This is a genomic window from Klebsiella sp. EMBS2024 (assembly GCF_036233805.1).
GTDB lineage: Bacteria > Pseudomonadota > Gammaproteobacteria > Enterobacterales > Enterobacteriaceae > Klebsiella > Klebsiella pneumoniae.
Window position 1 is genome coordinate 4,668,209 of sequence record NZ_JAZARW010000001.1, and the last position, 13,771, is coordinate 4,681,979.

At 56.4% G+C, this 13,771-nt stretch carries 14 protein-coding genes, 2 tRNA genes, 1 rRNA gene and 1 other annotated feature (1 of these 18 only partly in view); of the genes, 12 read left to right on the plus strand and 5 right to left on the minus strand.

The genetic code is table 11. The features are described from left to right. Nucleotides 1–85: a sequence feature (mutual gap in cmsearch alignment for this rRNA model is longer than 100), on the plus strand; it begins 2,817 nt to the left of the window's first position. Nucleotides 86–181: 96 nt separating this feature from the next. From rrf to VZP09_RS21400, 3 genes are all read left to right on the plus strand, one after another. After that, a 5S ribosomal RNA gene (rrf, locus tag VZP09_RS21390) occupies nt 182–297 on the plus strand. 57 nt (nt 298–354) lie between these two features. Further along, nucleotides 355–431, plus strand: a tRNA-Asp gene (locus VZP09_RS21395). 53 nt (nt 432–484) lie between these two features. Beyond that, a tRNA-Trp gene (locus tag VZP09_RS21400) sits at nt 485–560 on the plus strand. A gap of 108 nt (nt 561–668) precedes the next feature. Here the strand turns inward: VZP09_RS21400 and hdfR are convergent. Then, nucleotides 669–1,490 (minus strand): HTH-type transcriptional regulator HdfR, encoded by an 822-nt coding sequence (gene hdfR, locus VZP09_RS21405; RefSeq protein ID WP_004181639.1) that lies wholly within the window; start codon nt 1,488–1,490, stop codon nt 669–671. Between the two features lie 118 nt (nt 1,491–1,608). Here hdfR and VZP09_RS21410 point away from each other — a divergent pair, with 118 nt between their 5' ends. Then, nucleotides 1,609–1,947, plus strand: coding sequence for a DUF413 domain-containing protein (locus tag VZP09_RS21410; protein ID WP_004146520.1), 339 nt, complete (start codon nt 1,609–1,611; stop codon nt 1,945–1,947). 24 nt (nt 1,948–1,971) lie between these two features. On the opposite strand, the gene VZP09_RS21415 is transcribed toward VZP09_RS21410, so the two are convergent. Then, nucleotides 1,972–3,492, minus strand: a complete 1,521-nt coding sequence (locus VZP09_RS21415; protein ID WP_002883134.1) for a YifB family Mg chelatase-like AAA ATPase — start codon at nt 3,490–3,492, stop codon at nt 1,972–1,974. A gap of 354 nt (nt 3,493–3,846) precedes the next feature. Here VZP09_RS21415 and ilvL point away from each other — a divergent pair, with 354 nt between their 5' ends. The 7 genes from ilvL (at nt 3,847) to ilvA (ending at nt 10,390) form a co-directional block, all read left to right on the plus strand. Beyond that, entirely contained in the window at nt 3,847–3,945 is a 99-nt protein-coding gene (ilvL, locus tag VZP09_RS21420) for an ilv operon leader peptide (RefSeq protein ID WP_001311244.1), read from the plus strand. Nucleotides 3,946–4,032: 87 nt separating this feature from the next. Then, a complete protein-coding gene (ilvX, locus tag VZP09_RS24905) occupies nt 4,033–4,083 on the plus strand; it encodes a peptide IlvX (protein ID WP_175426296.1) in 51 nt (16 codons plus the stop codon). 2 nt (nt 4,084–4,085) lie between these two features. Next, nucleotides 4,086–5,732 carry an acetolactate synthase 2 catalytic subunit gene (gene ilvG / locus VZP09_RS21425; protein WP_004895123.1) on the plus strand — a complete coding sequence of 549 codons (1,647 nt, stop codon included), beginning with the start codon at nt 4,086–4,088 and terminating at the stop codon, nt 5,730–5,732. Beyond that, nucleotides 5,729–5,986, plus strand: a complete 258-nt coding sequence (gene ilvM / locus VZP09_RS21430) for an acetolactate synthase 2 small subunit (protein ID WP_002883170.1) — start codon at nt 5,729–5,731, stop codon at nt 5,984–5,986. Before ilvG ends, ilvM begins: the two co-directional genes overlap by 4 nt. 16 nt (nt 5,987–6,002) lie before the next feature. Then, nucleotides 6,003–6,932 (plus strand): branched-chain-amino-acid transaminase, encoded by a 930-nt coding sequence (gene ilvE / locus VZP09_RS21435; protein WP_002883171.1) that lies wholly within the window; start codon nt 6,003–6,005, stop codon nt 6,930–6,932. Nucleotides 6,933–6,992: 60 nt separating this feature from the next. Beyond that, nucleotides 6,993–8,843 (plus strand): dihydroxy-acid dehydratase, encoded by a 1,851-nt coding sequence (ilvD, locus tag VZP09_RS21440; protein ID WP_002883173.1) that lies wholly within the window; start codon nt 6,993–6,995, stop codon nt 8,841–8,843. 2 nt (nt 8,844–8,845) lie between these two features. Continuing rightward, nucleotides 8,846–10,390 (plus strand): threonine ammonia-lyase, biosynthetic, encoded by a 1,545-nt coding sequence (ilvA, locus tag VZP09_RS21445; protein WP_328795400.1) that lies wholly within the window; start codon nt 8,846–8,848, stop codon nt 10,388–10,390. Here the strand turns inward: ilvA and ilvY are convergent. Then, nucleotides 10,387–11,277 (minus strand): HTH-type transcriptional activator IlvY, encoded by an 891-nt coding sequence (ilvY, locus tag VZP09_RS21450; protein ID WP_002883176.1) that lies wholly within the window; start codon nt 11,275–11,277, stop codon nt 10,387–10,389. The genes ilvA and ilvY overlap by 4 nt on opposite strands. Nucleotides 11,278–11,429: 152 nt before the next feature. Here ilvY and ilvC point away from each other — a divergent pair, with 152 nt between their 5' ends. Beyond that, nucleotides 11,430–12,905 carry a ketol-acid reductoisomerase gene (gene ilvC, locus VZP09_RS21455; protein ID WP_002883178.1) on the plus strand — a complete coding sequence of 492 codons (1,476 nt, stop codon included), beginning with the start codon at nt 11,430–11,432 and terminating at the stop codon, nt 12,903–12,905. 203 nt (nt 12,906–13,108) lie between these two features. Here ilvC and ppiC (VZP09_RS21460) read toward each other — a convergent pair whose 3' ends face one another. Further along, nucleotides 13,109–13,390 (minus strand): peptidylprolyl isomerase PpiC, encoded by a 282-nt coding sequence (gene ppiC / locus VZP09_RS21460; protein WP_002883180.1) that lies wholly within the window; start codon nt 13,388–13,390, stop codon nt 13,109–13,111. 51 nt (nt 13,391–13,441) lie between these two features. Beyond that, nucleotides 13,442–13,723: a peptidylprolyl isomerase PpiC gene (gene ppiC / locus VZP09_RS21465; RefSeq protein WP_002883181.1), complete on the minus strand. Its 282-nt coding sequence runs from the start codon at nt 13,721–13,723 to the stop codon at nt 13,442–13,444. Nucleotides 13,724–13,771 lie beyond the last annotated feature (48 nt).

The window sequence follows — 13,771 nt, forward strand, 5'->3', positions numbered from 1 at the left end:
AAGACGANGACGTNGATAGGCCGGGTGTGTAAGCGCAGCGATGCGTTGAGCTAACCGGTACTAATGAACCGTGAGGCTTAACCTTACAACGCCGAAGATGTTTTGGCGATTTGAGAGAATTTTCAGCTCTGATTCAGATTAATCAATACGTTGGTGAAACGTGTTGATAAAACAGAATTTGCCTGGCGGCACTAGCGCGGTGGTCCCACCTGACCCCATGCCGAACTCAGAAGTGAAACGCCGTAGCGCCGATGGTAGTGTGGGGTCTCCCCATGTGAGAGTAGGGAACTGCCAGGCATCAAATTGCAGTAAGCCGGGGTGACAACCGGTGGTAATAAAGCGAAGAAATTCGGTGGAGCGGTAGTTCAGTCGGTTAGAATACCTGCCTGTCACGCAGGGGGTCGCGGGTTCGAGTCCCGTCCGTTCCGCCACTTATTTAACATTAAGCCTGCTCAAATAGCAGGCTTAGTGGTAAGAAAATTTTAGGGGCGTAGTTCAATTGGTAGAGCACCGGTCTCCAAAACCGGGTGTTGGGAGTTCGAGTCTCTCCGCCCCTGCCATTTATAAGAATCCTTTGCTCAGGCAAAGGATTTTTTTTATCTCTAATCTCCATTGGCAATATCCCCTACGAAAATACCTTGCTGATCTCCGTCCATGGAGAGTAGCGTTTATTCCAGAATAGGGTTTTTCAGGATCTCATGGATCTGCGCCTGCTTATCGCTATTTTGTAACCAGATCGCATAAAGTGGACGGGATAACGTAGCGCTGTCCATGACCGTATGTAACCCATGCTTCTCTTTCGCCCAGCGAACAGGTAGCCAACAGCAGCCGTTCAGGCGCGATAATTGCTGATAGATCAGTTCAGCTGAAGAGGTAGTGAGCAGCGGAACATCATCGCTTCCTATCAGTCCCACTTCGTTTTGCTGAAAATCAGGCCCCCATTCAAGGCGCAAGTAATTCAATTCATTTCTGTTTTTTGCAGGCGATGCGCAATACAGGGCAAGAGTAAAATTACCCAACAGCTGGCTGCTTAATTCATCCATCTTCGGCGATTCGGTGGTGATCAGCAGATCCAACTGGCGTTCGTGAAGCTGTTTAACCAACGACTGCCGCTGCGCGATACGGGCTTCAAACTGGAGATTGTAAGGTGCGCTGTAGAGGGTACCGAGCCAGCTGTTAAGCATACATTCCCACAGGGAGGCGCTGGCCCCAATGGAGAATTCATTATGTCGCGAAGAGTGTGCCACCTCCTTGCGCGCAGCCTGCCAGGTATTCATGAGCGTTTCGGCATAGGGGAGGAGCTTTTCGCCGGCGGTCGTCAGGCGGATGTTATTACGATGACGGGTGAACAGATTCACACCAAGTTGATTTTCCAGCTGACGAATACGAAAGCTGACTGCTGACTGTGTCAGGTAAAGCGCCTCTGCTGCTCGCCCAAAGTGACGAGTTCTACTCACTTCCAGGAAAGTCTTGAGCAATTCCGTATCCACACCGTTCTCCACAAAATTATTTGTCGTGATGATTTAAATGTTTTGTTTGACGCTCTGTCAAGCGTAACTAATACTCCGCGCCATAAATAGCTCGGCCAAAGAATCAGGAGCGTGTAGGATGGCGGAAAGCTTTACGACGACTAATCGTTTTTTCGACAATAAAAATTATCCACGCGGGTTCTCCCGTCACGGTGATTTCACCATCAAAGAGGCGCAACTGCTGGAACGTCATGGTTATGCCTTTAACGAACTGGAACTGGGTAAGCGCGAACCTGTTACCGAAGATGAAAAACAATTTGTCTCGGTGTGCCGTGGTGAACGTGAGCCGGTGACGGAAGCAGAACGCGTATGGATTAAGTATATGGCGCGTATCAAGCGGCCGAAGCGTTTCCATACTCTGTCCGGCGGCAAACCGCAGATGGAAGGCGCTGACGATTACACCGAAAGCGATGACTAAGAAAAAAGGGCGTAAGCCCTTTTTTTACGCCATCATTTTCTGCAGATGGTTGAGCATCCGATCAATTGCCCGATAGCTGAGCGCCTCCTGCAAATGACAGCGTTCAATCTCTTCAACCTCTGCCAGATCGGCAATGGTTCTCGCAACCTTTAACAGACGCTGCCAGGCGCGAATAGAAAGCCCCAGCTGCGTTAGCGTCTGTTCCAGCCAGACAGCATCCTCCCGCCTTAAGCGACAGCAGTTCTTCATTTCACGATTCTCAAGATGGGCATTGAGTTTATTTTGCCTGAGCATTTGTCGTTCACGCGCCGCCAGCACCCGCTGCCGGACCGTTGCGCTCGATTCTTCGCCCTGCGAGCCCTGACTCAGTATTCCTGGCGGCGGCAATGGGATCTCTAAGGAAAGATCGAAGCGGTCGAGGAAGGGGCCTGACAGGCGTCCAAGGTAGCGCAATGTCTGCTCCGGCGATGCACGATTATGTTTACCCTGATAATGTCCTGTCGGGCTTGGATTCATCGCTGCAATAAGCTGAAAGCGCGCCGGATAGTCAATTTTGGCGCGCGAGCGTGATATGTGGATCTTGCCTGACTCAATGGGTTCGCGTAGCGCATCCAGTACCCGCCGCTCAAACTCCGGCAGTTCATCAAGAAACAGCACGCCATTATGGGCCAGGGAAATCTCACCGGGGACCGGTATCGAGCCGCCGCCCACCATCGCTGCCAGCGAGGCGCTATGGTGGGGGGCGCGGAACGGCCTCTGACGCCACCGCGTCTTTGCGGTGTGGAGGTTGACCAGACTCTGTATGGCCGCGCTCTCCAGCGCTTCCTGATTGCTTAATGGCGGCAGGAGACCGGGGAGTCGGCTGGCTAGCATGGTTTTCCCGGTCCCGGGCGGGCCTATCAGGAGCAGATTGTGACCACCGGCGGCCACAATCTCCAGCGCTCGTTTGCCCTGCTGCTGGCCGATAACATCGAGCAGATCTTCGTAGCGTTCATCCCGAGCAGGCGCCTCGGCGAGAGGCGGCGAAAGCGATGTCTGCCCCGCAAGAAATGCGCAAACCTCCTGCAGATGGTCGGCGACCAGACAATCGCTGCCGCCGATCAGGCCGACCTCCGCCGCATTGTCAGAGGAGACGACAATGCGCCGGCCGGCTTTGATGGCCTCCATTGCGCTGGGGATTGCCCCTGGAACGCCTCGTAACCCACCTGTAAGGGCGAGTTCGCCCACAAACTCATATTGATTCAGTCGCGTCGTGTTGAGCTGCTCTGAGGCAACGAGAAGCGCGAGAGCGATGGGCAGATCGTATCGTCCGCCTTCTTTGGGCAGATCCGCTGGCGCCAGGTTAATGGTTATCTTCTTCGCAGGAAAAGCGTAGCCGCTGTTGATCAGGGCGCTGCGGACCCGGTCGCGGGCCTCTTTCACGGTGGTTTCCGGCAGCCCGACCATAGTTAGACCAGGAAGACCGTTGCTGAGATGAACCTCAACGGTAATCAATGGCGCTTCGATACCGAGCGCCGCGCGAGTATAGACGATAGCGAGCGACATAAAACCTCCTGGACAGAGAAGAATTATGGTTGGCATGACGTAAAGCGAGAATGGAAAAAGTGCGAATTTAGAACTGCGTATCCATACTTTTCGCGGCATATCGTTACATTTAGCCGAAAATGGACGTTTGATCGCAAAACAGAGCTATGTTGGTAAAGAGGGCGCCGAAGAGCGCGGCAGGCGTGAGAAAACTGAATTTTTTTCATTTTTGATTTTTTTCATATAAAACAATTATTTTTATTGAAACCGTTAGGCTGATCAGCAACGAAGATATAAAAAAATCTTGTGCTTTATGTGATGTCTGTGGTAACTCTTTAGGTATTCCTTCGAACAAGAAGCCAGAAAGTATAGAAAATGACAGCCCTTCTACGAGTGATTAGCCTGGTCGTGATTAGCGTGGTGGTGATTATTATCCCACCGTGCGGGGCTGCACTTGGACGAGGAAAGGCTTAGAAATCAAGCCTTAACGAACTAAGACCCCCGCACCGAAAGGTCCGGGGGTTTTTTTATAACTGAAATAACCTAAGCGAGGAGCAGATGATGACTTTTAGCATAAAATTCTGTTTCTCCCGATTTATGACGGGGAACTAACTATGAATGGCGCGCAGTGGGTGGTACATGCTTTGCGGACACAGGGAGTCGACACAGTTTTTGGCTATCCGGGTGGCGCAATTATGCCGGTTTACGATGCACTGTATGACGGCGGCGTGGAGCACCTGCTGTGCCGGCATGAGCAAGGGGCAGCCATGGCGGCCATTGGTTATGCGCGAGCAACCGGTAAAACCGGGGTGTGTATCGCGACGTCCGGCCCGGGCGCGACCAATCTGATCACCGGCCTGGCGGACGCCCTGCTTGACTCTATTCCCATCGTAGCTATCACCGGCCAGGTGGCCGCACCCTTCATCGGCACGGATGCGTTCCAGGAAGTAGACGTTCTCGGTTTGTCACTGGCCTGTACTAAGCACAGTTTCCTTGTGCAGTCTCTGGACGAACTGCCGCGGGTTATTGCTGAGGCTTTCCAGGTGGCAAACTCAGGCCGTCCAGGTCCGGTGCTGGTTGATATCCCTAAGGATATTCAGATGGCGCAGGGCGACCTAGATCCCCATTTCTCTACCGTCGCCGATGAGATGGCATTTCCGCAGGAGGAAGTGGCGCAGGCTCTGCAGATGCTGGCCCAATCGCAGCAACCGATGCTGTATGTTGGCGGCGGGGTCGGCATGGCGCAGGCGGTACCGGCTTTGCGCGAATTCCTGGCGGTGACCAGGATGCCGGCAACCTGCACCCTGAAAGGGCTGGGCGTGGTGGATGCTGATTATCCCTATTATCTCGGCATGCTGGGAATGCACGGCACTAAGGCGGCCAACCTGGCGGTACAGGAGTGCGATCTGCTGATCGCCGTCGGCGCGCGCTTTGACGATCGCGTGACCGGTAAGCTCAATACCTTCGCACCGCATGCCAAAGTGATCCACATGGACATCGATCCGGCGGAGCTGAACAAGCTGCGTCAGGCGCATATCGGTCTGACAGGCGATCTGAACTGCCTGCTGCCGGCGCTGCAGCAGCCGTTAGCTATCGATGGCTGGCGCGAGCGGAGTGCCGCACTGCGTGCCGAGCATGCCTGGCGTTATGATCATCCCGGTGAGGCAATCTACGCGCCGCTGCTGCTGAAGCAGCTTTCCGACCGCAAGCCGGCGGACAGCGTGGTGACCACCGACGTTGGCCAGCACCAGATGTGGTCGGCTCAGCATATGACCTATACCCGCCCGGAAAACTTTATCACCTCCAGCGGCTTAGGCACCATGGGCTTTGGCCTGCCGGCCGCCGTTGGCGCCCAGGTGGCGCGCCCTAACGATACGGTGATCTGTATCTCCGGTGACGGCTCCTTCATGATGAATGTACAGGAGCTGGGCACCGTTAAACGCAAGCAGTTACCGCTGAAGATCGTGTTACTCGACAACCAGCGGTTAGGGATGGTTCGACAATGGCAGCAGCTGTTTTTCCAGGAACGTTATAGCGAAACCACTCTGACTGATAACCCTGATTTCCTCACGCTGGCCAGCGCCTTCGGTATTCCTGGCCAACACATCACCCGTAAAGACCAGGTTGAAGCGGCACTCGACACCATGCTTTCGAGCCAGGGGCCATACCTGCTTCATGTCTCAATCGACGAACTTGAGAATGTCTGGCCGTTGGTGCCGCCCGGCGCCAGTAACTCTGAAATGCTGGAGAAATTATCATGATGCAACATCAGGTCGCTTTACAGGCACGTTTCAACCCGGAAACCTTAGAGCGCGTGCTGCGCGTTGTCCGCCACCGGGGTTTCCACATCTGCGCAATGAACATGGAAACCGCGCCGGACGCACAGAACATAAATATCGAATTGACCGTTGCCAGCCCGCGGCCCGTCGAATTACTGTTTAGTCAATTAAGCAAACTGGTCGACGTTGCCTGCGTCGAGATCCAGCAACCCACATCACAACAAATCCGCGCCTGAGCGCAAAGGAAGAAAAATGACGACGAAAAAAGCTGATTACATTTGGTTCAATGGCGAGATGGTTCCGTGGGGCGAAGCGAAAGTTCATGTGATGTCCCATGCGCTGCACTACGGTACCTCGGTATTCGAGGGGATCCGTTGCTACGACTCGCACAAAGGCCCGGTGGTGTTCCGTCATCGCGAACATATGCAGCGTCTGCATGATTCAGCCAAAATTTATCGTTTCCCGGTCTCCCAGAGCGTCGACGAACTGATGGAAGCCTGCCGCGAAGTCATTCGAACCAATAATCTGACCAGCGCTTATATCCGTCCGCTGGTGTTTGTTGGCGATGTCGGCATGGGGGTAAACCCGCCTCCGGGTTACAACACTGACGTGATCATCGCGGCGTTCCCATGGGGAGCCTACCTCGGCGCAGAAGCGCTTGAGCAGGGGATCGATGCAATGGTCTCTTCCTGGAACCGCGCGGCGCCGAACACTATCCCGACGGCAGCGAAAGCCGGTGGTAATTATCTTTCCTCGCTGCTGGTTGGCAGTGAAGCGCGTCGCCATGGCTATCAGGAAGGTATCGCCCTCGATGTTAACGGCTATATCTCCGAAGGCGCAGGGGAAAACCTGTTTGAAGTGAAGGATGGTGTACTGTTCACCCCGCCGTTTACCTCTTCCGCGCTGCCGGGCATTACCCGCGACGCCATTATCAAGCTGGCGAAAGATCTTGGTATCGAAGTCCGCGAGCAGGTGTTGTCCCGTGAATCCCTGTATCTGGCGGATGAAGTCTTCATGTCCGGCACTGCGGCGGAAATCACCCCGGTACGCAGCGTGGACGGCATCCAGGTCGGCGCAGGCCGTCGCGGTCCGGTAACCAAACGCATTCAGGAAGCCTTCTTTGGCCTCTTCACCGGTGAAACAGAAGATAAATGGGGCTGGTTGGATCCGGTAAGTAAGTAATTAAAAATGGGACGGCACGCACCGTCCCATTTAATAAACACAGATGGGAGTAAAAAGAGCATGCCTAAGTACCGTTCCGCCACCACCACACATGGCCGCAATATGGCGGGCGCCCGCGCGTTGTGGCGCGCAACCGGAATGACCGATGCCGATTTCGGCAAACCGATTATCGCCGTCGTTAACTCCTTTACCCAGTTTGTCCCCGGGCACGTGCACCTGCGCGATCTCGGCAAACTGGTTGCCGAGCAGATTGAAGCCGCCGGTGGCGTGGCCAAAGAATTCAACACCATCGCAGTGGATGATGGGATCGCTATGGGCCACGGGGGTATGCTCTATTCACTGCCATCCCGCGAGCTGATCGCCGACTCGGTGGAGTATATGGTTAACGCCCACTGCGCTGATGCCATGGTTTGTATCTCCAACTGCGACAAAATCACCCCGGGGATGCTGATGGCCTCCCTGCGTTTGAATATTCCGGTGATCTTTGTTTCCGGCGGCCCGATGGAAGCCGGGAAGACCAAGCTGTCAGATAAAATCATCAAGCTTGACCTGGTGGATGCGATGATTCAGGGGGCGGATCCGAAAGTGTCCGACGAGCAGAGTAATCAGGTGGAACGCTCCGCCTGCCCGACCTGCGGCTCCTGTTCCGGGATGTTCACGGCGAACTCCATGAACTGCCTGACCGAAGCGCTGGGCCTGTCGCAGCCGGGCAACGGCTCTCTGCTGGCGACCCACGCCGATCGTAAGGAGCTGTTCCTAAACGCCGGGAAACGTATCGTGGAGCTGACCAAACGCTATTACGAGCAGGATGACGCTTCCGCGCTGCCGCGCAATATCGCCAGCAAGGCGGCCTTTGAGAACGCTATGACGCTGGATATCGCCATGGGCGGCTCCACCAATACCGTTCTGCACCTGCTGGCGGCGGCGCAGGAAGCTGAAATCGACTTCACCATGAGCGATATCGATAAGCTCTCCCGCAAAGTGCCGCAGCTGTGTAAGGTGGCGCCGAGCACGCAGAAATACCATATGGAAGATGTGCATCGCGCCGGCGGCGTGCTGGGCATTCTGGGCGAGCTGGACCGCGCCGGGCTGCTGAATCGCGAGGTCAAAAACGTCCTTGGCCTGACGCTGCCGCAGACCCTGGAACAGTACGATGTGATGGTGACCCAGGACGACGCGGTGAAAAAAATGTTCCGCGCCGGCCCGGCGGGCATCCGTACCACCCAGGCGTTCTCGCAAGACTGCCGCTGGGATACCCTGGATGACGATCGCGCCGAAGGCTGTATTCGTTCTCTGGAACACGCTTACAGCAAGGACGGCGGCCTGGCGGTGCTGTACGGCAATTTCGCAGAAAACGGTTGTATCGTGAAAACCGCCGGCGTGGACGACAGCATCCTGAAATTTACCGGTCCGGCGAAAGTATATGAGAGCCAGGACGATGCGGTTGAGGCCATCCTCGGCGGTAAAGTCGTGGAAGGCGACGTCGTGGTGATCCGCTACGAAGGGCCGAAAGGCGGGCCGGGGATGCAGGAAATGCTTTACCCCACCAGCTTCCTGAAGTCGATGGGGCTGGGCAAAGCGTGCGCGCTGATCACCGATGGCCGTTTCTCCGGCGGCACCTCAGGGCTCTCTATCGGCCACGTCTCTCCGGAAGCGGCGAGCGGCGGCAACATTGCGCTCATTGAAGATGGCGACATGATCGCGATTGATATTCCGAACCGCAGCATCCAGCTGCAGCTGAGCGATGCGGAAATTGCGGCGCGTCGTGAAGCCCAGGAAGCGCGTGGCGACCAGGCGTGGACGCCGAAGAATCGCCAGCGTCAGGTCTCCTTTGCTCTTCGCGCCTACGCCAGCCTGGCGACCAGCGCCGACAAAGGCGCGGTACGCGATAAATCCAAGCTGGGTGGCTAATCATGGCGGATTCACAACCCTTGTCCGGCGCCCCTGAGGGCGCCGAGTACCTGAGAGCAGTGCTGCGCGCGCCGGTTTATGAAGCGGTGCAGAAAACGCCGCTGCAAAAAATGGATAAGCTCTCGTCGCGGCTGGATAACGTTATTCTGGTGAAGCGTGAAGATCGCCAGCCGGTACACAGCTTTAAGCTGCGTGGCGCTTACGCGATGATGTCCAGCCTGACTGCCGAACAGAAATCCCACGGGGTGATCACCGCTTCGGCGGGCAACCATGCCCAGGGCGTGGCGTTTTCCGCATCGCGGCTGGGCGTTAAGGCGCTGATCGTGATGCCGGTAGCGACCGCCGATATCAAAGTCGATGCCGTTCGCGGCTTTGGCGGCGAAGTGCTGCTGCACGGCGCCAACTTTGACGAAGCGAAGGCGAGAGCGATTGAGCTGGCGCAACAGCAGGGTTTTACCTGGGTGCCGCCGTTCGATCACCCAATGGTCATCGCCGGACAGGGAACCCTGGCGCTGGAGCTGCTGCAGCAGGATGCCCATATTGACCGCGTATTCGTCCCGGTGGGCGGCGGCGGTCTGGCAGCGGGCGTGGCGGTGCTGATCAAGCAGCTGATGCCGCAGATCAAAGTGATCGCGGTGGAGGCGGAAGATTCTGCTTGCCTGAAGGCGGCGCTGGACGCAGGCCATCCGGTGGATCTGCCGCGCGTCGGCTTGTTTGCCGAAGGCGTGGCGGTCAAACGCATCGGCGATGAAACGTTCCGTTTATGCCAGGAGTATCTGGACGATATCATCACCGTCGATAGNGATGCTATCTGCGCGGCGATGAAGGATCTGTTCGAAGATGTGCGGGCGGTGGCGGAGCCTTCCGGCGCGCTGGCGCTGGCGGGGATGAAAAAGTATATCGCCCAGCATAACATCCGCGGCGAGCGTCTGGCTCATATTCTGTCCGGGGCCAACGTCAACTTCCATGGCCTGCGCTACGTGTCCGAGCGCTGCGAGCTCGGGGAACAGCGGGAAGCGCTGCTGGCGGTGACGATCCCGGAAGAGAAAGGTAGCTTTTTGAAGTTTTGCCAGCTACTGGGGGGCCGCTCGGTGACGGAGTTCAACTACCGCTTTGCCGATGCCAAAGACGCCTGTATTTTTGTCGGGGTACGGCTGAGTCGTGGCCTGGAAGAGCGGAAAGAGATCCTCCAGTTACTGAACGACGGCGGCTACAGCGTGGTGGATCTCTCTGATGATGAGATGGCTAAGCTGCATGTGCGCTATATGGTCGGCGGCCGGCCGTCAAAAGCGCTGCAGGAGCGGCTGTTCAGCTTCGAGTTTCCGGAATCGCCGGGGGCGCTGCTGAAATTCCTGCATACCCTTGGCACCCACTGGAATATTTCACTGTTCCACTACCGCAGCCACGGCACTGACTATGGTCGGGTACTGGCGGCCTTCGAGTTGGGCGAGCACGAGCCGGACTTTGAAACTCGTCTCAATGAGCTGGGCTATGAGTGCCACGACGAAACGCATAACCCGGCATTCCGCTTTTTCCTCGCGGGTTAGTGGTTGGGAAGAATTTTCCAGAAAGCATCAATAAGCGGCTCATGCAGCCGCTTTTTTTGTGCGCAAACGCCCAGCTCAAACGGCGTTTGCTCATCGCTGCGCTCCAGGATCATCACCCTGTTGCGTACCGGCTCCGGACTGTTCTCCAGCACCACTTCCGGCAGCAGCGCCACGCCGCATCCCAGGGCGACCATCGACACCATCGCTTCGTGCCCGCCGACGGTGGCGTAGATCGACGGATTGCTGATTTTATGCCGCCGAAACCACAGCTCGATGCGCCGACGTACCGGCCCCTGGTCGGCCATGATAAAGGGCACTGTCGACCAGTCGGGGCGCTCGACGGTCACCTGGTTGCGCACCGGGCAGGGAAGGGCCGGGGCAATTAACACCACGGCGAGGTTCTCCAGCATCGAAAACGCCACCGACCCTGGCAGAGTCTCCGGCTTACCGGCAATCGCCAGGTCGGCTTCGCCGGTGACGACCTTCTCCATAGCGTCGGCGGCGTCGCCGGTCGAGAGCTTGATCTCCACCGAGGGGTGCGCGGCGCGAAAGCGGTCGAGGATCGGCGGCAGATGGCTATAGGCGGCGGTGACAGAGCAGAAGATGTGCAGCTCGCCGGAGAGCGAAGGGCCCTGCTGATCGATGACGTGACGAAGCTGCTGATACTGCAATAAAGTCTGTTGGGCAAAGGTACGTAACTCTTCCCCGGCTTCGGTAAGGGTCACCGTGCGATTATCTCGCACGAACAGCGGCTGGCCGAGGTCCTCTTCCAGACGTTGGATCTGGCGCGAAAGCGTCGACGGGCTGACGTGCATGGCCCGCGCGCTGCGGCCAAAATGGCGGCTTTCCGCCAGATGCAGAAAGGTTTTCAGATCGCGTAAATCCACGGCGCGTACTCCCCTGTTTTGTATTTCATAAAATGCAACGTGACGTTGTGAATATATCAATTTCCGCAATAAAATTCCTGTCATATAGTAAGTTCATTCTCGCAAAAGCGAACCGAACAATAAGCACGACACAACATCACGGAGTTACAGACATGGCTAACTACTTTAATACACTGAACCTGCGCCAGCAGCTGGCACAGCTGGGCAAATGCCGCTTTATGGCGCGCGACGAATTCGCCGATGGCGCAAGCTACCTTCAGGGTAAAAAAGTGGTCATCGTCGGCTGCGGCGCACAGGGCCTGAACCAGGGTCTGAACATGCGTGACTCCGGCCTGGATATCTCCTATGCGCTGCGTAAAGAAGCGATCGCTGAGAAGCGCGCCTCCTGGCGTAAAGCGACTGAAAACGGCTTCAAAGTCGGCACTTATGAAGAGCTGATCCCGCAGGCCGACCTGGTGGTTAACCTGACGCCGGACAAACAGCACTCAGACGTTGTGCGCTCCGTACAGCCGCTGATGAAAGACGGCGCAGCGCTGGGTTACTCCCACGGCTTCAACATCGTGGAAGTGGGCGAGCAGATCCGTAAAGACATCACCGTGGTGATGGTGGCGCCGAAGTGCCCGGGCACCGAAGTGCGTGAAGAGTACAAACGCGGTTTCGGCGTACCGACGCTTATCGCGGTACACCCGGAAAACGACCCGAAAGGCGAAGGCATGGCGATTGCCAAAGCATGGGCTGCGGCGACAGGCGGCCACCGCGCGGGCGTGCTGGAGTCTTCCTTCGTGGCGGAAGTGAAATCTGACCTGATGGGCGAGCAAACCATCCTTTGCGGCATGCTGCAGGCGGGTTCTCTGCTGTGCTTCGACAAGCTGGTGGCGGAAGGTACCGATCCGGCGTATGCAGAAAAACTGATTCAGTTCGGCTGGGAAACCATCACCGAAGCGCTGAAGCAGGGCGGCATCACCCTGATGATGGATCGCCTCTCCAACCCGGCGAAACTGCGCGCTTATGCGCTGTCCGAGCAGCTGAAAGAGATCATGGCGCCGCTGTTCCAGAAACACATGGACGACATCATCTCCGGCGAATTCTCCTCCGGCATGATGGCGGACTGGGCGAATGATGATAAGAAACTGCTGACCTGGCGTGAAGAGACCGGCAAAACCGCCTTCGAAACCGCGCCGCAATATGAAGGCAAAATCGGCGAGCAGGAGTACTTCGATAAAGGCGTTCTGATGATCGCGATGGTGAAAGCGGGCGTTGAGCTGGCCTTCGAAACCATGGTGGCCTCCGGCATCATCGAAGAGTCTGCTTACTACGAATCACTGCATGAGCTGCCGCTTATCGCCAACACCATCGCCCGTAAGCGTCTGTATGAGATGAACGTGGTTATTTCCGATACCGCTGAATATGGTAACTACCTGTTCTCTTACGCTTGCGTACCGCTGCTGAAAGAGTTCATGACCACCCTGCAGACCGGCGACCTGGGCACAGCGATTGCCGAAGGCGCGGTAGATAACGCGCAGCTGCGCGATGTGAACGAAGCGATTCGCAGCCACGCTATCGAGCAGGTTGGTAAGAAACTGCGCGGTTATATGACCGATATGAAGCGTATCGCGGTAGCCGGCTAATTCCTCGTCGTCTTTCGACTTGCCGATGCGTTGGCTACGGTACGTACACCCCAGTCACATAGTAATCTTTGTTCCTGGGGATGTACTTCCTTGCCGCCTTCCGGCAAGCCGAAATCCATAGAGGCATGGATTTGTTTAGTAGGCCTGATAAGCGAAGCGCCATCAGGCAAAAACCCGGAGATTAAGATCCCCGGGTTTTTTTATTATTTCCGGTACAGCACTTTGATGATGTGGTAGCCGAACTGGGTATGCAGCGGGCCGGTTGGCTCCAGTTCAGGGCAGGAGAAGACCACTTTATCGAAGGCCGGTACCATCTGGCCCTGGCGGAACTCACCCAGATCGCCGCCGCGTTTGCCTGACGGACAAATGGAGTGTTTCTTTGCCAGCTTGCCGAAATCGGCGCCGTTTTTGAGCTGCTCGAGCAGATCGAGCGCCAGTTTCTCTTCTTTTACCAGGATATGCAGTGCTGCCGCGGTTTTAGCCATGATTGCGCCTTGAGTGAGTTGGGATAAATCAGGGCGCCATAGTATCACGCGCTAGCGGCGATACAGCACCTTGATGATGTGGTAGCCGAATTTGGTTTTCACCGGGCCATAGGGTTTGAGCAGCGGACAGCTGAAGACGGCTTGATCAAACGGACCGACCATCGCGCCTTGCTGAAATTCGCCTAAGTCGCCGCCGTTGCGGCCAGACGGACATTTAGAATAGCGTTTCGCCAGATGATCGAAGCTGACGCCCCGCTCCAGTTTGGCGAGGATCTCCAGCGCCAGTTTCTCTTCTTTGACCAGGATATGCAGGGCCGCTGCGCTTTTTGCCATGACATCATTCTCAGGATGGTTTGCGTGGCTGACACTTTACCATCAGTC

What these genes read in the sequence shown, in the direction of transcription:
- ilvG (WP_004895123.1), top strand. Translation starts at nt 4,086, where the DNA reads ATGAATGGCGCGCAGTGGGTGGTACATGCTTTGCGGACACAGGGAGTC.
- ilvE (WP_002883171.1), top strand. Translation starts at nt 6,003, where the DNA reads ATGACGACGAAAAAAGCTGATTACATTTGGTTCAATGGCGAGATGGTT.
- VZP09_RS21415 (WP_002883134.1), bottom strand. Translation starts at nt 3,492, where the DNA reads ATGTCGCTCGCTATCGTCTATACTCGCGCGGCGCTCGGTATCGAAGCG.
- VZP09_RS21410 (WP_004146520.1), top strand. Translation starts at nt 1,609, where the DNA reads ATGGCGGAAAGCTTTACGACGACTAATCGTTTTTTCGACAATAAAAAT.
- ppiC (WP_002883180.1), bottom strand. Translation starts at nt 13,390, where the DNA reads ATGGCTAAAACCGCGGCAGCACTGCATATCCTGGTAAAAGAAGAGAAA.
- ilvD (WP_002883173.1), top strand. Translation starts at nt 6,993, where the DNA reads ATGCCTAAGTACCGTTCCGCCACCACCACACATGGCCGCAATATGGCG.
- ilvC (WP_002883178.1), top strand. Translation starts at nt 11,430, where the DNA reads ATGGCTAACTACTTTAATACACTGAACCTGCGCCAGCAGCTGGCACAG.
- ppiC (WP_002883181.1), bottom strand. Translation starts at nt 13,723, where the DNA reads ATGGCAAAAAGCGCAGCGGCCCTGCATATCCTGGTCAAAGAAGAGAAA.
- ilvL (WP_001311244.1), top strand. Translation starts at nt 3,847, where the DNA reads ATGACAGCCCTTCTACGAGTGATTAGCCTGGTCGTGATTAGCGTGGTG.
- ilvM (WP_002883170.1), top strand. Translation starts at nt 5,729, where the DNA reads ATGATGCAACATCAGGTCGCTTTACAGGCACGTTTCAACCCGGAAACC.